At 68.2% G+C, this 19,258-nt stretch carries 19 protein-coding genes; 12 read left to right on the top strand and 7 right to left on the bottom strand.

Translation table 11 applies throughout. The features are described from left to right. Positions 1-91 precede the first annotated feature (91 nt). From H536_RS0100720 to H536_RS0100745, 6 genes are all read left to right on the top strand, one after another. Positions 92-658 carry a biotin transporter BioY gene (locus tag H536_RS0100720; protein ID WP_024348642.1) on the top strand — a complete coding sequence of 189 codons (567 nt, stop codon included), beginning with the start codon at positions 92-94 and terminating at the stop codon, positions 656-658. 25 nt (positions 659-683) lie between these two features. Continuing rightward, positions 684-1,358 (top strand): energy-coupling factor ABC transporter ATP-binding protein, encoded by a 675-nt coding sequence (locus H536_RS0100725; protein ID WP_024348643.1) that lies wholly within the window; start codon positions 684-686, stop codon positions 1,356-1,358. Beyond that, a complete protein-coding gene (locus H536_RS0100730) occupies positions 1,355-1,945 on the top strand; it encodes an energy-coupling factor transporter transmembrane component T family protein (protein WP_024348644.1) in 591 nt (196 codons plus the stop codon). Before H536_RS0100725 ends, H536_RS0100730 begins: the two co-directional genes overlap by 4 nt. 95 nt (positions 1,946-2,040) lie before the next feature. Then, the gene (locus tag H536_RS0100735) at positions 2,041-3,039 is read left to right on the top strand and encodes an ABC transporter substrate-binding protein (RefSeq protein ID WP_244495452.1); all 999 of its coding nucleotides are present in this window, start codon (positions 2,041-2,043) and stop codon (positions 3,037-3,039) included. After that, positions 3,029-3,826 (top strand): ABC transporter permease, encoded by a 798-nt coding sequence (locus H536_RS0100740; RefSeq protein ID WP_024348646.1) that lies wholly within the window; start codon positions 3,029-3,031, stop codon positions 3,824-3,826. The genes H536_RS0100735 and H536_RS0100740 overlap by 11 nt, the downstream gene beginning before the upstream one ends. Continuing rightward, positions 3,795-4,532: an ABC transporter ATP-binding protein gene (locus H536_RS0100745; RefSeq protein ID WP_024348647.1), complete on the top strand. Its 738-nt coding sequence runs from the start codon at positions 3,795-3,797 to the stop codon at positions 4,530-4,532. Before H536_RS0100740 ends, H536_RS0100745 begins: the two co-directional genes overlap by 32 nt. 24 nt (positions 4,533-4,556) lie before the next feature. Here H536_RS0100745 and H536_RS0100750 read toward each other — a convergent pair whose 3' ends face one another. Both H536_RS0100750 and H536_RS0100755 read right to left on the bottom strand, forming a co-directional pair. Continuing rightward, positions 4,557-5,840 (bottom strand): cytochrome b/b6 domain-containing protein, encoded by a 1,284-nt coding sequence (locus H536_RS0100750; protein WP_024348648.1) that lies wholly within the window; start codon positions 5,838-5,840, stop codon positions 4,557-4,559. A gap of 141 nt (positions 5,841-5,981) precedes the next feature. Beyond that, entirely contained in the window at positions 5,982-6,584 is a 603-nt protein-coding gene (locus H536_RS0100755) for a YceI family protein (RefSeq protein WP_024348649.1), read from the bottom strand. Between the two features lie 209 nt (positions 6,585-6,793). On the opposite strand from H536_RS0100755, the gene H536_RS0100760 reads away from it, so the two are divergent. Continuing rightward, entirely contained in the window at positions 6,794-7,405 is a 612-nt protein-coding gene (locus H536_RS0100760) for an LOG family protein (protein WP_024348650.1), read from the top strand. Positions 7,406-7,593: 188 nt separating this feature from the next. Beyond that, on the top strand, positions 7,594-9,144 hold the full coding sequence (locus tag H536_RS0100765) for a GNAT family N-acetyltransferase (RefSeq protein ID WP_024348651.1): 1,551 nt from the start codon (positions 7,594-7,596) through the stop codon (positions 9,142-9,144). 10 nt (positions 9,145-9,154) lie between these two features. Here the strand turns inward: H536_RS0100765 and rarD are convergent, their stop codons facing one another. The 3 genes from rarD to H536_RS0100780 form a co-directional block, all read right to left on the bottom strand. Next, complete coding sequence (rarD, locus tag H536_RS0100770; RefSeq protein WP_024348652.1) at positions 9,155-10,069, bottom strand: EamA family transporter RarD; 915 nt, start codon at positions 10,067-10,069, stop codon at positions 9,155-9,157. Between the two features lie 120 nt (positions 10,070-10,189). Beyond that, complete coding sequence (gene pip / locus H536_RS0100775; protein WP_024348653.1) at positions 10,190-11,155, bottom strand: prolyl aminopeptidase; 966 nt, start codon at positions 11,153-11,155, stop codon at positions 10,190-10,192. Beyond that, positions 11,152-11,619: a GFA family protein gene (locus H536_RS0100780; protein ID WP_244495451.1), complete on the bottom strand. Its 468-nt coding sequence runs from the start codon at positions 11,617-11,619 to the stop codon at positions 11,152-11,154. The genes pip (H536_RS0100775) and H536_RS0100780 overlap by 4 nt, the downstream gene beginning before the upstream one ends. A gap of 200 nt (positions 11,620-11,819) precedes the next feature. On the opposite strand from H536_RS0100780, the gene H536_RS23035 reads away from it, so the two are divergent. The 3 genes from H536_RS23035 to H536_RS0100800 all read left to right on the top strand — a co-directional run bounded on the left by H536_RS23035 (position 11,820) and on the right by H536_RS0100800 (position 14,866). After that, positions 11,820-13,907: a PatA/PatG family cyanobactin maturation protease gene (locus tag H536_RS23035; protein WP_024348655.1), complete on the top strand. Its 2,088-nt coding sequence runs from the start codon at positions 11,820-11,822 to the stop codon at positions 13,905-13,907. 101 nt (positions 13,908-14,008) lie between these two features. Continuing rightward, complete coding sequence (locus H536_RS25310) at positions 14,009-14,143, top strand: hypothetical protein (protein WP_280137480.1); 135 nt, start codon at positions 14,009-14,011, stop codon at positions 14,141-14,143. A 495-nt stretch (positions 14,144-14,638) separates the two neighbouring features. After that, the gene (locus tag H536_RS0100800) at positions 14,639-14,866 is read left to right on the top strand and encodes a hypothetical protein (protein WP_024348657.1); all 228 of its coding nucleotides are present in this window, start codon (positions 14,639-14,641) and stop codon (positions 14,864-14,866) included. A gap of 24 nt (positions 14,867-14,890) precedes the next feature. On the opposite strand, the gene pip (H536_RS0100805) is transcribed toward H536_RS0100800, so the two are convergent. Next, positions 14,891-15,856 carry a prolyl aminopeptidase gene (gene pip, locus H536_RS0100805; RefSeq protein ID WP_024348658.1) on the bottom strand — a complete coding sequence of 322 codons (966 nt, stop codon included), beginning with the start codon at positions 15,854-15,856 and terminating at the stop codon, positions 14,891-14,893. Positions 15,857-17,231: 1,375 nt separating this feature from the next. After that, positions 17,232-18,716 (bottom strand): cysteine--tRNA ligase, encoded by a 1,485-nt coding sequence (gene cysS / locus H536_RS0100810; protein WP_024348659.1) that lies wholly within the window; start codon positions 18,714-18,716, stop codon positions 17,232-17,234. A gap of 339 nt (positions 18,717-19,055) precedes the next feature. Between cysS and H536_RS0100815 the strand changes: the two genes are divergently transcribed. Further along, the gene (locus H536_RS0100815) at positions 19,056-19,244 is read left to right on the top strand and encodes a hypothetical protein (protein ID WP_024348660.1); all 189 of its coding nucleotides are present in this window, start codon (positions 19,056-19,058) and stop codon (positions 19,242-19,244) included. The last annotated feature ends 14 nt before the right edge of the window (positions 19,245-19,258 follow it).

Here is a 19,258-nt window from a genome sequence, read left to right on the forward strand (position 1 = left end):
CCGTTGACCTTTGCCCCGCGATCCGGTCTGTCGTCAGCCGACACGGCGCCGCATCCGGCTGACGCTCACAACATCCCGCAAGAGATTTGCCATGGCCACCAAGGACATCGTCTATATCGCCCTGTTCGCCGCCCTGATGGCGGTGCTGGGCGTGTTTCCGCCCCTGATGATCCCGGCGCTCGGCATTCCGATCACCGCCCAGTCCATGGGCCCGATGCTGATGGGCGGCATTCTCGGCGCCCGGCGCGGCACCCTGTCGATGCTGCTGTTCCTCGCCCTCGTCGCGGTCGGGCTGCCGCTCCTGTCCGGCGGCCGCGGCGGCCTCGCGCCCTTCGTCGGTCCGTGGTCTGGCTTCATCTATGGCTGGCTCGCCGCAACCTTCGTCATCGGCTGGCTGACCGAACGGTTCTGGAACCGCCTGTCCTTCCCGCTCGCCTTCGTCATTGCGGTCATCGGCGGCATCGGAATCATCTATCTGGTCGGCATTCCCTGGTATGCGGCGATGTCGGGCATGGGCCTCGTCGAAGCCTTCATCGGCTCGGCCGTCGCCTTCATCCCGGGCGACCTGATCAAGGCCGGCGTCGCCGCGGCGGTCATCATCGCCGTGCGCCGCGCCTATCCGCTGATCGCGCCCCGGACCTCCGCCCGCTCGGCCTGACCGGCAACATGCGGATGGCCGCCTCGTGATCGCCCTGACCGGCGTCGCCGCCGAACGCGGCGGCCGCCGCGTCCTGTCCGATCTGGACCTGACCCTCACCGAACGCCGGATCGCCATCGTCGGCGCCAACGGCTCCGGCAAGAGCACCTTCGCGCGCCTGCTCAACGGCCTTGTCCTGCCCAGCGAAGGTAGCGTCACCGTTGACGGCCTCGACACGAGGTCGAGCGGCAAGGAGGTGCGCCGGCTCGTCGGCTTCGTCTTCCAGAACCCGGACAACCAGATCGTCTATCCGACCGTCGCCGAAGATATCGCCTTCGGGCTGAAGGGGCGCGGGCTGGACAAGCCGGCGATCGCCGCCCGGGTCGCCGCAACGCTTGACCGCTTCGGCCTGACCGGCATGGACGACCGCCTCGCCCATGAACTGTCCGGCGGCGAACGCCAGATGCTGGCGCTGGCCGGCGTCATGGCGACGGCGCCGCGCTGGCTGGTCATGGACGAGCCGACGACGCTGCTCGACCTGCGCAACACCCGCCGCGTCATGGACGCGGTCGCGGCGCTGGATCAGCATGTCGTCTTCGTCACCCACGATCTCGACCTGATCGCCGGCTTCGACCGGGTGCTCGTCTACGAGGCCGGCCGTCTCGTTGCCGATGCGGCACCGGCCGAGGCTGTGGCCGCCTACCGGGCCATCGCAGGATGATCGCCGGGCTTTACCGGCCCGGCACCAGTCCGGTCCACCGCGCCCGCGCCGGCGGCAAGCTCGCGGCTCTGCTCGGCCTCGGCACGCTGCTCTTCGCCATCGCCGATCCCTGGCTCGCGGCCGCGGCCCTCGTCGTCACCTTGGCCGCCCACGGCCTGGCGCGCATTCCGGCCCGCGTCGCCTTTGCCCAGATCCGCCCCGCCCTGTGGATTCTCGGCATTCTCTTCGCGGTCCAGCTCTGGCTGGTCGGGCTCGACGCCGCCCTCTTGCTGGTCCTGCGCTTCGCCACGCTGATCCTCGCCGCCTCGCTCGTCACCCTGACCACCCGCACCGCCGAGCTCGTGGCGGTCATCGAATGGGCGCTGTCGCCATTGGCGAGGCTGGGCGTCGATGTGGCGAAGGTCGGCCTCGCCATCTCGCTCGCCATCCGCTTCATCCCCGCCGTCGCCGCGATCGTCGAGGAGGTCCGCGAGGCCCAGCGGGCGCGCGGCCAGGACCGCAGCATGATCGCGCTGGCCGTGCCGGTGATCATCCGCCTCCTGAAGATGGCCGACGAGATCGCCGAGGCGATCGACGCCCGCTCCTGACGGGAGAAATTCCCGTTGTGCGATAGGGCGTGACGGGCCGCACCGGGACGCGCTAGATGAAGCCGGGCACGCGAAGGATCATGGGAGGATCGTTCATGCGATGGATTCGGGCGACGCTCTGCGCCGCACTGGCTCTGGCGCTGTGGACCGGTTTCGCGGCCGCCGAGAACGACGCGGCGCATGCGCCGGTTCGGATCGGCGTTCTGAAATACGGCACCGTCAACTGGGAACTCGACGCCATGAAGCGCGCCGGGCTCGACGCCGCCAACGGCGTCGATGTCGAGATCGTGCCCTTCGCCGGCGAGGACGCCTCGACCGTGGCGCTGCAGGCCGGTTCGGTCGACATGATCGTCTCCGACTGGCTGTGGGTCTCGCGCCAGCGGGCGACCGGCGCCGACTTCACCTTCGTCCCCTACTCCACCTCGGTCGGTTCGATGATGGTGCCGGGCGACAGCCCCGTCGCCGACCTGGGCGACCTGACCGGCAGGACCATCGGCGTCGCCGGCGGCCCTCTGGACAAGAACTGGCTGCTGATCCAGGCGCTCGCGAAAAAGGACCACGGCACCGACCTGGCGGCCGAAAACGACATCGCCTATGGCGCACCGCCGCTCCTGGCCGAAAAGGCCCGGACCGGCGAGCTCGATGCCGTCCTCAATTACTGGCACTACGCCGCCCGGCTGGAGGCGCAGGGCTTCCGCACGCTGATCTCCGGCACCGACGCGGCGATCGCCATGGGCACCGACGGACCGGTCGCGGCGATCGGCTGGGTGTTCAGCGAGGCCTTCGCAAAGGACCATCCGAAGGCGGTCGAGGGCTTCGTTGCCGCCGACAAGGCAACCAAGCAATTGCTTGCGACCTCCGACGACGCCTGGGACGCGCTCAAACCGCTGATGAAGGCCGAGGACGACGCGACCTTCCGGATTCTCCGCGATCGCTACCGCGAGGGCATCCCTGGTCGCAGCGGAGCCGACGAGGCCGTCGACACCGCCAGGCTCTACGAGGTTCTGGCCGAGATCGCCGGATCGAAGCTGGTCGGGCCGTCGGACACGCTCGTCGATGGCACCTACTGGACCGGCGACGGGAATGGCTCCTGAGGCAACCGCCGGCGGTCGCGGCAGGTCCTCGGCCGGCATCGCGCCGGCGCTGGTGACGACGCTGTCGCTGCTCGGGCTCCTGGCCGCCTGGTGGATCGCCGCGGTCATCGCCGACAGCCGCGTCCTGCCGACGCCGCCTGCCGTGTTCGACGCCTTCTGGCGCGATGCCGTCACCGGCGAGCTCTTCTACCATCTCGCGATGACGCTGATGCGCGTTGCCGCGGCCTTTGCCATCGCCATGATCATCGGCTCGGCCATCGGCGTCGGCCTCGGGATCGACGCCCGCGCCGACCGCTTCTTCGACCCGTGGCTGATCCTGTTCCTCAACATCCCGGCGCTGGTGGTGATCGTCCTCGCCTATATCTGGTTCGGGCTGAACGAGGCGGCGGCCGTCGGGGCGATCGCGATCAACAAGATCCCCAATGTCGTCGTCACCATGCGGGAGGGCGCCCGCTCGCTGGATCGCGGCCTTTCGGAGATGGCGTCGGTCTACCGCTTCGGACGCTGGCGGACCCTGCGCGACGTCGTGCTGCCGCAGCTCCAGCCCTATTTCGCGGCGGCCTCCCGCTCCGGGATCGCGTTGATCTGGAAGATCGCCCTGGTCGTTGAGCTCCTCGGCCGTTCCAATGGGGTCGGCTTCCAGATCCACCTCTATTTCCAGCTTTTCGATGTCGCGGCGATCCTCGCCTACACCCTGGCCTTCGTCGCCATCATGCTCCTGATCGAGTTCCTGCTTGTCCAACCCCTCGAAGCCCATGCCACCCGCTGGCGCGCCCGGCCCGCTTGACGTCGCCATCCGCGACAAGGTGTTCGCGACGATCGACGGCGTCCGGCTGGCCGCGATCGACGCGGTCGCCTTCACCGCACCGCCGGGCAGCTTCACGACGCTGATCGGCCCCTCCGGCTGCGGCAAGACGACGACGCTGCGGATCATCCTCGGGCTCGACCGGAACTATACGGGCCATGTGCGCCTGCCCGCCGCCGACGGCCGCATCGCCGCCGTGTTCCAGGAACCGCGCCTCCTGCCCTGGCGCACGGTCGAACAGAATGTCCGCCTTGCGCTGCCCGAAGCGCTTGAGGGCGCCGATCTCGACGCTTTGTTCGAGACTTTGGGCCTTGCCGCCATGCGCGGCCGCTATCCCGGCGAGCTCTCGCTGGGTCTTGCCCGCCGGGCGGCGCTGGCCCGCGCCTTCGCCATCGAACCGGCGCTGCTGCTGCTCGACGAGCCCTTCGTCTCGCTCGACGAGGCGACCGCCAACCGGCTGCGCGCCCTGCTCATGGAGGTGTGGTCCGCCCGCCCGACGACGGCGCTGATGGTCACCCACAATCTGCGCGAGGCGGTGGAACTCTCCGACCGGATCATCTTCCTCACCGAGCGGCCGGCACGGGTCCGGGGCATCCACGACATCGACACGCCGCGATCCGAGCGCGATACCGCTTGGCGCGACGCCGCGGTCCGGGCGATCGACGCCCGCTTCCCGGGCGTTCTCTAGGCTTCAGGGGGCCGTGGCTCGCGTCTAGCTGCCGGGGTCCGTCGCTCCGGCCGGCACGGCGACCAGCTCGAAGCGGATCGTCACGGCCCTGTCCAGATACTGCCCGGTCGGATCGTTGGCGACGCCGAGATCGAAGGCGGTCCGGTCGACCGTCGCGCTCCCGACCACATGCGCCGTGCCGTCGCCGTCCTGTTCGAAGCGGAAGGGGACCGTCACCGGCAGGCTCTTTTCCTTGATCGTCAGCGTGCCGCCGGCTTCATAGCCGGTCTCCAATGCGCGGAAATCGCTGAGTTGCAGCGTCACGGTCGGGTGCGTCTCGCTGGCAAAACCGTCCGTGCTCTGCACCTGCGGCGCGACGAAGCTGTTGTCGACATCGATCGACGCCGCATCGATGGTGATGCTGGCCTCGGCCAGATCCAGCGCCTCCGGGGAAAAGCGTACATCCGCCTGCCACGCGCCGATGGTGCCGGTCAGCGTCTTGCCCGAAAACTGCGTCTCGAAGCCGAGCCGGCTCTGCGCCGGATCGACGATCCAGTCGCCGCCGGCAGGGCCCGCGTCGGGTGCCGCCGTCGCGCGGTCGGCGCGCGTCGCCCCTGCCTCGAGGAGAGCGTCGGACTGGCCGGCCACAAGCCCGCCGCCCAGCGCGGACAGCACCACCGCCAGCGCGATCGGGATTGCGATCAGCCGGGTCTGCGGTCGCGCCATGCCGTGATGCGGCAGCATGCGCGAGAAGGACGGAACCGCATCGACCAGCGAATGCTTCAGCGCGCCGGCCACATGCAGGACGAGAAGCCCGAGAAACGACAGCGCCAGCCATTTATGGGCAAAGCCGAAAACATCCTCGAGCGCAGCGGCGTCCATGCCGGGGACCAGCGCGGCCACCGGCAGATGCGGCCATTCGAGACTGTCGATGAGGAAGAGATAGGTCGGGATGCCGGCGGCTGCGGCCGAGACCAGCAGCCAGCCCGACAGCGGCACGATGAGCATCAGGGCGTAGAAGGCCAGATGGACCAGGCCGGAGGCTGCCCGCTCGGCGCGCGTGGTGGTCGGCGCCAGCGCCGGCGGCGGATTCACCAGCCGCCAGGCGATCCGCGCCAGCGTCAGGCAGAGCACCAGGATGCCGATGGTCTTGTGCCACTGGAACAGCGCGAACCGCAGCGCGTCCGGCATGGCGTCGAGATGCACCATGGCGAGGCCGACGGCGAGCTGGAACAGGATCGCCAGGGCGATCGTCCAGTGCAGCAGGATCGCGCCGCTGGTGTAGCGCGTATAGGCCGCGGACCAGCCGGCTGTCGGGGACACGCTCATCAGACGCTCCGTGGCGGGAATGGGGAAGGATCAAAACGACCGCGAACGGCCGCACGCCGGACCTGCTTGCCGACGGCGTTGGACGTTGGGGATGGTGCAGTCGCGGGCGGCGGGACGCGAGAGCGCCCCGCCTTCAGGCGATCAGGACTGGGGAACGAATTCCGCCTCGATCTCCAGCAGCACCTCGGCGGCGACCGGCCCGGCCAGCGCCTCGATGCCGTATTCGGTGCGGTCGACGGTCATCGCACCGGAAAAGCCGACGGCCGGCTTCTGCGACATCGGATGCGGGTTGAGGGCGGTGTTGAAGGTGACGTCCAGCGTCTCTTCATGGGTCTGGCCGTTCAGCGTCAGGTCGCCGGTCACCGTGCCGGTGTTGTCGCCGGTCAGCTCGATCGACTTGGACACGAAGGTGATCTCGGGGAACTTCGCCGCGTTCAGGAACATGTCGCTGGCGATCTCGGCGTCGAAATCCTTGTCGTCGGCCGGATAGTTCGTATCCACCGAAGCCGGATCGATCGTCGCGGTCAGGCTCGACTGCGCCGGATCCTCGGAATTCAGCTCCAGCGTGGCCGAAATCGTCGAGAACCGGCCGATATAGGTCGACAGGCCGAAATGCTTCACCTTCCAAAGAACATTGGTGTGCAGCGGATCGGCGACATAGGTTCCGGCGGGCACGTCGATGCTCTGCGCATGAACGGAGCCGGCAAGGCACAGTGCGGCGACGGTGGTCAGCAAGAAACGCATGAAAACTCCTCTGGGACAGAAAGCCTCTGGGGCTGCCGGTACACTACGGATTTTCTGCACTGCAAAAAGACGCCACCGCCGAGACAGACTGTTCAGGGGCATTCCCCGGCGCAGCCGCGATCCGGGATCGTAGCGACGGGTCGCCCGGCGTCGCCCATGACCCCGCTTGGCGCTTGACCTCTTCGCGCCTGCGTCGGACTTTCAATCCCATGAACACGATTCGATCCGTCTGCGTCTATTGCGGCTCCTCCGCCGGCCGCGATCCCCGATATCTCGAGAGCGGCCGACGCCTTGGCGAGGCGATCGGCGCCGCCGGCATGCGCCTCGTCTATGGCGGCGGCACGCGCGGCATCATGGGCGCGGTCGCCGAGGGCGTGATCGCCAAAGGCGGCGCCGTGACCGGCATCATCCCGCGCTTCCTCATCGACATGGAGGCGACCGAGAGCGAGCTGACCAGGCTGGACGAGTTGATCGTCACCGAGGACATGCACGCCCGCAAGCACCAGATGTTCGAACGCTCCGACGCCTTCGTGGCCCTGCCCGGCGGCATCGGCACGCTGGAGGAACTGATCGAGATCCTCACCTGGAGCCAGCTCGGCCGCCATGCCAAGCCGGTCATCGTCGCCAATGTCGGCGGCTTCTGGGACCCGCTGTCCCGGCTGATGGACCATATGAGCGCCGAAGGCTTTCTCCACACGGCCCATCAGGTGCGCCCGATGGTGATCGACGACGTCGATTCCATCGTGCCGGAACTGGTCACGGCCCTCGCCGGCGACGACGCGCATCGCCGCGGCCGGGCGGAGATCGTCGAGAAGCTCTGACGCCGCCGCACCCGCGGCCTCGCAGCCTTCCAGCCCCGTCGCACGACCATGCGCCCGCCCCCGGACTGCCGGCGGCGGGCGCCTTTGCTTGCGTCGCGGCGCCCGCGTCCTACATCGAAGGCATGGCGGCGCCCGGCCGCACCCCATTCCTCCCCGTCAAACGACCCGAGAAGACAAGGACACGCCGCATGGCCGAGAAGCGCTCGACCCCGAAGATCGAGGTCCGTACCGCCGAGAAGAGCGACGTCACCGACATCATCGCCCTCTCCTCCAAGGTCTTCAAGGACGACGCGCCCTATACGCGCGGCATGATCCTCGGCCAGCTCTCGGCCTTTCCCGAGGGCCAGTTCGTCGTGGTCTACGAGGGCGAGATCGTCGGCTATGCCGCGACCATGATCCTCGCCGAGGAAAAGGCGCTCGGCCAGCACAGCTGGGGCGAGGTCACCGGCGGCGGATATGCCGCCATGCACGACCGCAAGGGTGAGTGGCTCTACGGCACCGAGGTCTGCGTCGACCCGGACCGCCGGCGCCTGCGCATCGGCAAGCGGCTCTACGACGCCCGCCGGCGCCTGTGCCAGGATCTCGACCTCAAGGGCATCGCCTTCGGCGGCCGCATGCCGGGCTACCAGCGCCATGCCAAGAAGTTCGTCACCCCGGAAGCCTATCTGGAGGCGGTGAAGGCCAATGACGTCAAGGACCCCATCGTCTCGTTCCACCTGAATGCCGGCTTCGAGCCGCAGGGCCTCCTGAAGAACTACTATCCCGGTGACAAGGCGTCCGGCGGCTACGGCGTCCTGATGCTGTGGCGCAATCCCTATTACGATCCGGCCCGCGAGGAGCAGCCGGTCAACCGCGGCAATCCCGACATGGTGCGCATCGTCACCGTGCAGATGAAGGCGCGCAAGATCGCCCAGCCGCAGGATTTCTACGACGCGGTCGAATATTTCGTCGAGGTGGCGTCGGAATATGGCGGCGACTTCGTCGTCTTCCCCGAACTCTTCACCCTGATGCTGCTCTCCTGCGAGCCGGAGGAGCTGAAGCCCGACGCGGCGATCCAGCGGCTGACCGAGCACACGCCGGACTTCGTCGAGCGGTTGAGCGAGATGTCGATCCGCCGCAACATCAACATCATCGGCGGCAGCCACGCCACCAAGACCGACGACGGCGACATCCAGAATGTCGGCTATGTGTTCCTGCGCGACGGCTCGGTGCACGAGCGCGAGAAGACCCATCCGACGCCCAACGAGCGCCAGTACTGGCAGATCAAGGGTGGCGACCCCACCGACACGATCGAGACCGACTGCGGCCCGATCGGCATCATGATCTGCTACGATTCCGAGTTCCCGGAAGTGGCGCGCCGCCTCACCGACCAGGGCGCCCGGATCCTGTTCGTGCCGTTCAACACCGACACCCGCCACGGCTATCTGCGGGTGCGCTATTGCTGCCAGGCCCGGGCGATCGAGAACCAGTGCTATGTCGTGACGTCCGGCATGACCGGCAATCTGTCCAACGTCGACAATCTCGACATCGAATACGCCCAGTCGGCGATCTTCACCCCTTGCGACTTCCCCTTCGCCCGCGACGGCATCGCCGCCGAGGCGTCGGAGAATGTCGAGATGGTCACCGTCGCCGATCTCAATCTGGCGACGCTCAACTGGGCCCGCTACGAGGGCTCGGTGCGCAATCTGCGCGACCGCCGGCTCGACCTCTACAAGGTGCGCTGGTCGGACGGCGGCTGAGCCGTCCGGCTCAGGCCGTCTGCGGGGTGAGTGCGGCGGCCCGCCGCCGCGCCCGCCCGTTGCGGAACAGCGCCACGGTGTAGAGCACCACCGCGCTCCAGATCAGGCAGAAGGCGACCAGCTGCCAGTTCGAGAAGGGCTCGCCGAAGACGAAGACGGCAGTCAGGAACAGGAGCGTCGGCACCATGTATTGCAGGATGCCGATGGTCGAGTAATGCAGGAGCCGCGCGCCGGCGGCGAACAGCATCAGCGGGATCGCCGTCAGCGGCCCGGCGAAGATTAGCATGCCGGCCACGTAGCCGCCGGTCATCACGTGGTTGTCGCCCGGCAGGAAGGCCAGGAGCAGCACGCTCGGCACGGCCAAAAGCGCCACCTCCAGGAAGAAGCCCTCGGTCGAGCCGACCGGCACCATCTTGCGCAGCAGCCCGTAGGTGCCGAAGGAGAAGGCCAGGACGAGCGAGATCCACGGCAAGCCGCCCGCCTTGATCGTCAGGATCACCACCGCGATGCCGGCCAAAGCAATGGCCGTCGCCTGCAGGCGGTTCGGCCGCTCGCCCAGGATCACCGCGCCCAGAAGCACATTGACCAGCGGGTTGATGTAATAGCCGAGCGCCGCGTCCAGCGCCTGGCCGGAGGCGATGGCGTAGACATAGGTGCCCCAGTTGAACGAGATCAGCGAGGCCGTCAGCGCCGCCAGCGCCAGGGTCCGCCACTGGGTGAAATACCGCCAGACGCCGCCCAGCAATTCCTGCCACCACAGGACGAGCACCGCGAAGGGGATCGCCCAGATCACCCGATGCGCCACGATCTCCAGCGGCGAGACGTGGCTCAGGAGCTTCATGTAGATCGGGAGAACCAGACCCCAGATCGCGTAAGCGCCAAAGGCATAGAAGAAGCCCTTGTTCGCGCTGCCGGCGGCTTGCATGGATGTGCTCGATAATAAGGGTGAGTGACGGCTTCCTGTAACAGAGCCGCCCCCGTCCCGACACCCGCTTTCTGGTGATCGGACCGATCGCGAATGATGATCGACATGGGCCCGGCGGGATCAGCCCTGCCGGCCGAAGCGGTCCGTTGCCCGGATCAGCCGGTCGAGAATCCCCGGCTCGTTGAAGGCGTGCCCCGCCCCCTCGACCAGGTGCAGATCCGCGTCCGGCCAGGCCTTGTGGAGTTCCCAGGCGATGCGGGCCGGACACGGCATGTCGTAGCGCCCGTGGATGATCTCGCCGGGAATGCCCTTCAGACGATGCGCGTCGCGCAGCAGCTGCCCCTCCTCCAGCCAGCCGGCATGAACGAAGAAGTGATTTTCGATCCGCGCGAAGGCGATGGCGAAATGCGGGTCGGAGAAGTCCGCCGTCAGCGCCGCCGAGGGCATGAGCGTGATGGTCTCGCCCTCCCACAGGCTCCACGCCTGTGCCGCCGCAAGCTGCTCGGCCGGATCGTCGCCGACGAGGCGCCGGCGATAGGCCATCATCATGTCGCCCTGCTCGGCAGGCGGGATCGGCGCCAGGAATCGCTCCCATTTGTCCGGGAACATCTCCGAGACGCCGAACTGGTAGTACCAGGACAGCTCCGCCTTCGTCAGCGTGTAGATGCCGCGCAGCACCAGCGCGTCGACCCGTTCCGGATGGGTCTCGGCATAGGCGAGCGCCAGGGTCGAGCCCCAGGAGCCGCCGAAGACCAGCCAGGTCTCGGCCCCGACCATGGCGCGCAGCCGCTCGATGTCGGCGACCAGATGCCAGGTGGTGTTGGCCTCGAGCTCGGCATGGGGCGTCGAGCGACCGCAACCGCGCTGGTCGAAGAGGAGAACGTCGTAGACCACCGGATCGAACAGGCAGCGATGCGCTGGCGAACAGCCGCCGCCCGGCCCGCCATGCAGGAACACCGCCGGCCGGCCGCCCGGCGTGCCGCAGCGCTCCCAGTAGACCCGGTGTCCGTCGCCGACATCCAGCATGCCATGGGCGTAAGGCGCGATGTCCGGATAGAGGCCCTTGAGGCCGGTCGCATCATTCATGGCCGTTCCTCTTCTTCGGCATCCGGGCGATCGGCATGCTGATACGACACGATCTCTGCCAAAAACGGATTGGCGGCGATATCGGCGGCGGTCGAACGCACGGGCAGGTCGCTGAGCCGGTCGGTGTAGGGCAATTGTGCCTCGACGCCGAACTGGATCGTCGGCGCGATGGCCGCCGGATCGTCGAAGGCGCCGATGGCCAGCGCCATGCCGTCCGGCGCCTCGTAGGTCAACGGCGTCCCGCAGTTTTCACAGAACCCGCGCACCACATGGTTCGACGAACGGAACCGCGCCGGCTCGCGTTTCGTCCACACGCAGCCGCCCTCCGGCACCGACACCAGCGGCGCGTAGAAATTGCCGAACGCCTTCTGGCACATGCGGCAATGGCAGATCGACGCCTGCCCCAGTGTCCCGGTGATGCGAAACCGCACCGCGCCGCACTGACATCCGCCCGAATGACCCATCCGCCCGATCCTCATCGCCCGTCCGGCGCCCGAACGCGCCGCCACGAGGATAGACCCGCGCCCGCACGTCTCCAACAGGCAGACCCCAAGTGTGACCCGCCTCGAATTGCAACCCATGGGAGAAAACAGGGTTGCCCTCTTAGGTTGCATATGCAATATTACGTAACGTAATAATTGCAGCGCAAGGGAGGTGGAACGGCATGTCCGACATATCGACCCTCCTCGACACGCTCGGCCCCTGCGACCCGACCCTGCGCATCGGCGTGGTGGACGGCACGCCCGACCTCGCCATCCCCGCCCTCGCCGATGCGCGGCTCGACCTGGAGCCCACGATGCGCATTGCCGAGGCGCACGGGCCGGACGCCCATGGCACCGAGATCTGCAGCGTGCTGTTCGACCGCGAGGGCGGCCTGGCCCGCGGCTGCAGCGGTCTCATCCTGCCGGTGTTCTTCCCCGATCCGCGCCCCGCCTACATGGCGCCCCGCGCCACCCAGACCGACATCGCGCGCGGGATCTACATGGCGGTCGAGCGCGGTGTGGCGATCGTCAACATCAGCGCCGGCCAGCTGTCCTCGACGCCCGAGGCGTCCCGCCATCTGGAGGATGCGCTGGATCTGTGCGAGCGCAAGGGCATCCTCGTCGTGGCCGCCACCGGCAATGACGGCTGCGCCTGCCTACATGTCCCGGCCGCCGTCGCCAGCGTTCTGGCGGTCGGCGCGATGGATGCGGCGGGCCGGCCGCTGCAAAGCTCCAATTTCGGCGCGAGCTACGGCGCCAACGGCATCCTGGCGCCCGGCGCGGGCCTGACCGTCTCCAGCCTGCGCGGCGAACGCGTCCAGCGCAGCGGCTCGAGCTTCGCCACCGCGGTGGTCACCGGGGTCGCCGCACGGCTGCTGTCGGCCGCCCGACGCGCCGAGAGGTCCCTCGGCCCGCTTGACATCCGCCGGATCCTCATCGAGACCGCCCGCCCCTGCGACCCGCAGGCCGATGGCGAGTGTGCGCGGGTTCTCGCCGGACGGCTCGACGTTCGGGGAGCGATCGAACGCCTTCGTCAGACACTGGAGCCGGAGCTGGAGGGGGCGGTTTTCCTCCCGCGATCCGGGAACGACCAAGCTGGGAGAGAGCCAATGATCAGGGAAACCCTATCCGTCAGCCCGTCCGCGGCGACCATGTCCCCGCCCGGACGATCCGGCATCGCCGGCGCCGTCCTTCAGTCCGATTGCGGCTGTGGCCGCGGCGGCAAGAAGCAGGCGGCGCAGCAGGAACTGGCCGCCGGCGCGATGGACGACGCGGACGAGTTCGACGAGGACATGCTCGCCGCCGGCGACGATGGCGGGGATGACGACGACGGCGACGATGATGTGGAGGTCGCGGGCGCCATGCAGTCGGCCCGGCCGGTGCGGCGGCGGCGCGGCGCGCTGGTAGAGGCCCGCGAGGTCCGGCAGTCGAGCGTGACCCAGCAGGGCTGCGGTTGCGGCGGCGCGGCCAAGGAGCCGCAGAAGGTCTATGCCATCGGCTCGGTCTGGTTCGATTTCGGCAACGAGCCGCGATACGACGCCATCGTCCAGCGCATGGGCGATCCCGTCGCCGCCAACACGCCGGCGGCGCTGATCGACATGCTGAAGAGCGATCTGTCCTTCGCCACCGGCATCACCTTCATCCTGATGCAGGAACAGATCCCGATCTACGCCATCACACCGGCCGGCCCCTTCGCCCAGGAGGTCTATGCCGACCTGCTCGACGCCATGCAGACCAGCCTCGACAACACCGGCGATTTGCAGCGCGTCGCGATCCCGGGCTTCGTCCACGGTTCGACGCGGCTGATGAACGGCCAGATCCTGCCGGTGATCTATCCCGACCCGCGCGGCATGAGCAAATGGAAGCCGATGGAGCTGGTCAACGCCGCCAAGGCCGCGATCGGCGAGGAGAGCGTCAGCGACGACGCGATCTTCAACTTCCTCGTGCGCACCTATGACGAATTGCGCAATCTGGGCATCAGCCCCGAGGACCGGGCGATCAACTTCGCCGCCACCAATGCCTATCAGGGCGCCAGCGTCTTTGCCGACGGCATGAATCGCGGGCTCGAGCTCTACAGCATCACCGTCGCGCGCAGCCCGATCTGCCGGCCGGATTCCGATTGCTGGGATGTGCAGGTGACGATGTTCGACGCCGAGAACGAGCGGCGCGCCGCCCGCGTCTACCGCTTCACGGTGGATGTCAGCGAGGTCCTGCCCGTCACCGTCGGCGCCGGCCGCAACTGGAGCGTCCCGCTCAGCGCGTTGACGTGACCCGAGCCCATCCGCCGGGCCTGCCTGCGCGCGCCCGGCGGTTCCCGGCGTCGGCGCATGATGTGCCGGCGCCAGACCTGCGAACCTGAAGGAGAACCAACATGAGACGACCGATCCAGGCTCCGCCCGTCCAGCGCCATGGCAGCGGCCTGGCACAACTCTCGGGCACGGTCAGCCAGTCCGGCTGCTGCGTGCGGGTGGCCGGAATCTGCCTCGCCAGCTCTCCGATCTGCTGAACGGGCCGGATCATCCGAGCCCGCATCGGAAGACCGTTCGGCCTTAAAGACCCGCCGGTCGGTCCCAACGGGATGGGCGTCGCGCGACAGGCGCGCCGGCCATCCGGACATGCCAACGACCCACAGCCAGTCACCAACAGGGAGAAGTCATCATGAGATCCCCCATGCAATCGGCTCCGGTCATGCGCGGAGCGACTTTCGTCACGGATTCGGGCGGCGTCGGCCAGTCCTTCAGCTGGCGATGCCTGCTGAAGTGTGGCGTCAAGCTCGCCCGCTGCGCCCCCCAGTGCATTCCGAACCCGCTGAGTTCCGGCTGCATCAGCTGTCTCGGCTCGTCCTACAACACCTGCAAGAATTGCTTCTGACGACACCGGCGATCGCCGGCCCATCCGACCGGGCCGGCGGTCGCCCCGCAACGCACGATCCGCGTTGCACAAATGGACCCCACGGTCCGAGACTCGCCGCGTGCTACGCCTCTTGCGAGCGCGCCCCCGCATGATCCCCTTCGACAGGGAGGCTCAGACGATGGACATGCCCCGTCAGGCGAAGCCCCAGCCTCGCAATTTCATGCAGGAACTCGTCGGCCGGCAATGGGCGCCGACGGCCGAGGACCGCAGCGTGCCCGAAGCGCTGCGCCTGGAGGAGACCACCAGGCCGAAGCGCCGTCGCAAGAAGGCGGACGGCGCGTGCCTGCGCCAGCTCATGACCTTTTCGGTCGGCTGAGGCCCACCGCCCCCGCCGGCAGGGTCACAATTCCCTTGCGAAGCGCTCCGTCGCTTTCAGGAGTTCGTTCAGGATGCCCGGCTCGGCGAAAGCGTGGCCGGCGCCCTCGACCATGCGATAATCCGCCCGCACCCAGGCCTGGGCCAGCTGCCAGGAGGTGATCGCCGGCGTCACGACGTCGTAGCGCCCCTGCACGATGACCCCCGGAATGTCGGCGAGCCGGCCGGCGTCGCGGATCAGCTGCCCCTCCTCCAGCCACAGATCATGGTAGAAATAGTGGTTCTCCAGCCGGGCGAAGGCGATCGTCGCGTCCGAGACGGGACCGCCGGACGCCGGCTCGCCGCCCGGGGCGGTCCGCAGCATGACCGTCGCCGATTCCCAGCCGGTCCAGGCCCGCGCCGCCTCGGCCCGCACCGCCCGGTCCGGGTCGGTCAGGCGCATGCGATACGCCGCGATGATGTCGTCCTGCTCATTCGCCGGGATCGGCCCCAGGAGGTTTTCCCAGCGGTCGGGAAACAGCCGGTTGGCACCGCCGTCATAGAACCAGTCGAGCTCGGCCCGCCGGCCCGAGAAGATGCCGCGCAGGATCAGCCCCGAAACGCGCTCCGGATAGGTCTCGGCATAGGTGAGCGCCAGCGTCGCCCCCCAGGAGCCGCCGAACATCAGCCAGCGCTCGACGCCGATCAACTCGCGCAGCCGCTCCAGATCGGCGACCAGATGCCATGTTGTGTTGCCCTCCAGCTCGCCGAGCGGGGTCGAGCGCCCGCAACCGCGCTGGTCGAACAGCAGGATCCGGTAGCGCTCCGGATCGAACAGCCGCCGGTGCTGGGGCGACGCACCGCTCCCGGGCCCGCCATGCAGGAACACCACCGGGATGCCGCGCGGATTGCCGCACAATTCGTAATACAGCTCGTGCCCGTCGCCGACGGCAAGGCGTCCGGTCTCATAGGGCTCGATGGCGGGATAGGGCTTGCGCGTTGGTTCACTCATTCCCTGCCTTGTAGGGCAGACAACGCCGCTTGGCATCGGGGCACACCGATGAATTCTCGACGAGCGACGGGGAAGTGCCGAGTGCCGAGCCGACTGCGACATCCCGCTGCCGCAACGTCACGCCTAGCGGCTCCGCGACGCCCAACCGCCACCGCCAGATCGCCAACCTCCCAGCTGCGTCATCCTCGGGCTCCGACCCGAGGCCCCATGCCAAACCGTTCCCACCGCCGCCACGGCAACGGGCTCCCCTCCCCGATCGCCGCGACGGGGCGATGCCGAGGAATGGGTCCTCGGGTCAAGCCCGAGGATGACGCCGTGGGTGGGGTGTGTGTTGTGGATGGATGGCAAGCGTTGATGGGGTATGCGCAGTGGGTGACTGGCAGCGTGATGGCGGCCCTTGAATGGTTGATCGACACAGACGCCCGCACTGAACTCCCACCAGCTCAGCCCCCGCCCTCGCCACAAAGGGCGCCGCCCTCCCAGCCGCGTCATCCTCGGGCTCCGACCCGAGGCCCCATGCCAAGCCGTTCCCACCGCCGCCACGGCAACGGGCGCCCCTCCCCGTCCGCCGCATCGTGCGCGATGCCGAGGCATGGGTCCTCGGGTCAAGCCCGAGGATGACGCCGTGGGCGGTAGGAGCGCCGTGGATGAATGCAGGCGTTGGTTGGGTATGCGCAGAGGGTAACTGGCAGGCGTGATGGTAGCGCTTGAATGGGTGACCGGCGCAGTCGCCAGCACGGCACTCCCACCAGCTCAGCGGCCGCGCCCTCACCACAAAGCGCGCCAACCTCCAAGCTGCGTCATCCTCGGGCTCCGACCCGAGGACCCATGCCAAACCGTTCCCACCGCCGCCACGGCAACGGGCGCCTCTCCCCGACCGCCGCGACGTGGCGTTGCCGAGGAATGGGTCCTCGGGTCAAGCCCGAGGATGACGGCGTGGGCGGAAGGAGCGTTGCGGACGGCTGGAAGGCGTTGATGGGGTATGCGCAGAGGGAAACTGGCGGGCGTTGAGGTGGCCCTTGGATGGTTGACCAGGGCAGACGCCCGCACAGCACACCCCCGCGGTTCAGCACCCCCCGCCCTCGCCACAAAGGGCGCCGACCTCCCAGCCGCGTCATCCTCGGGCTCTGACCCGAGGACCCATGCCAAACCGCTCCCACCGCCGCCACGGCAGCGGGCGCCCCTCCCCGATCGCCGCGACGTGGGGATGCCGAGGCATGGGTCCTCGGGTCAAGCCCGAAGATGACGCCGTGGGTGGGATGAACGGCGTGGAGGGATGGCAGGTGTGATGGTGACCAGTGAATGGATAGCCGGTGCAGTTGCCAGCACGTGGGTCCCAGCACCGCAGGCGCCCACCGCCGCCCCACTGCCGCCGCTAGCGCTTCATCTCCCAGGTGGTGATGCGTTCGCCGGTGTCGGGGTCCTTGCCGTCCTTGAGCTGGATGCCCTCGGCGAGCAGGTCGTCGCGGATGCGGTCGGCCTCGGCGAAGTTCTTCGCCCGCAGGAGATCGAGGCGCTCGGCGATCCGGGCGGCGATGGCGTCCGTCGGCACCGGCGCGGCCAGGTCCGACGTCGCGGCGAGATAGCCGGATACGTCGATCCCGATCAGGTCGAGGCAGGCGCGCAGCGCGGCCGGGTCGGCCTTGCGCAGCGCGTGCAGTTCGGCGATGGCGGCGGCACTCGCCAGATCATCGGACAGGGCGGCGAGGAAGCGCTCGCTCGGCGCGGAGGGCGCGACCTCGGCCACGGCCCGCGCCCAGCCGGCCAGCGCCTCCTCGGCCTCCTCCAGACGCTTCACCGAGAAGTCGATCGGCTCGCGATACTGGGTCATCAGCATGGCCAGCCGCAGCACGGCGCCCGGCCAGGACCGCCGGCCGAACCGCTTCGTGTGCAGGAGGTCGTGGATGGTGACGAAATTGCCGTCCGACTTCGACATCTTGCGGCCCTCCAGCTGGAGGTAGCCATTGTGCATCCAGAGCTGCGCCATCGCCGCGGTGCCGTGGGCGCAGCGGGACTGGGCGATCTCGTTCTCGTGATGCGGAAAGATCAGGTCGAGCCCGCCGCCATGGATGTCGAAGGTCTGGCCGAGATAGGCCTCGCTCATTGCCGAGCATTCGATATGCCAGCCGGGACGGCCCTTCGGCATGCCGGTGCGGCCTGCGGCCTCCCAGGCCTCGCGGCCCCAGGGCGCCTCCCAGCCCGGCTCGCCCCGCGACGACAGTTTCCACAGGACGAAGTCCCCCGGATTGCGCTTGTGGCCTTCGACCGCGATGCGCGCGCCGGCCCGCTGCTCGTCCAGCCTGCGGTTCGACAGCTGGCCGTAATCGGCCATCGAGGTGACGTCGAACAGCACTTCGCCGCCCGCCTCGTAGGCATGGCCCTTCTCGATCAGCGTGGCGATCATCGACACCATGTCGTGGCCGTCGCTGCGCCCGGTGACGAAATCGGTCGCCCGCGGCTCGTGATCGGGCGGAAGGCAGCCGAGCGCCGCGACGTCGGCGTGGAACTGGTCGGCCGTCGCCTGCGTGACCTTCGCGATCGCCGCATTCAGCGGCAGGTCCGGATAGTCCCGGGCCGCCCGTCGGTTGATCTTGTCGTCGACGTCCGTGATGTTGCGCACATAGGTGACGTGATCGGCGCCGTAGAGATGGCGCAGCAGCCGGTAGAGCACGTCGAAGACAATCACCGGCCGGGCATTGCCGATATGGGCGTAGTCGTAGACGGTCGGCCCGCACACATACATGCGCACATGCCGGTCGGCCTCGGCCTTCCCCGGATCCTGCCAGTCGAGCGGCCGGAACTCCTCCTTGGCGCGCTTCATGGTGTTCCAGAGCGTCAGCCCCCGAAAGCCGTCGTCCATCACTCGTCCCCGGTCGTCTGCATGGTTGCGGAGGCTCTCGCTAACGCCATTCGGCCCGGCTGACAAATCGCGGCGGAGACCCGCGCCGACGGACCCCACGATTCATGACATTCGGACATGCGGCTTGATCGAAAACGGACGGCGCAATTTCCATTCGCAAAGCGTACCAAACTGGAAATATTCCAATCGCCTGGAACCCTTTCACTGTATCGCGATTGCCACTGCATGCCCCAAACGAAGGTGGCGCACCGAGGTTGTGATTTCGGTTTAGAATTTGCCGCTAATCTGGCGCAATCGGGGTCATTGGTTGCGGTCCCATCCAGCCGACGAGACATGGCAATGAGCAGCAGCAACAGTATCGAATTTCGTTCCAAGAGCGAGCGTGAGCGCGACATCCATCTGGAGCGCAATTACCGCGAGATCGGCAACCGCGCGATTGCCGCGGCGAGCCAGTCCTGCTGCAAGCAGAAGCGCGTCGAGACGCGCCGGGACAGCCACGCCGGCGCCGACCTGACCGCCGCCCACTAAGGCGACGGTCGCGG

The organism is Aurantimonas coralicida DSM 14790 (assembly GCF_000421645.1).
Classification (GTDB): domain Bacteria; phylum Pseudomonadota; class Alphaproteobacteria; order Rhizobiales; family Rhizobiaceae; genus Aurantimonas; species Aurantimonas coralicida.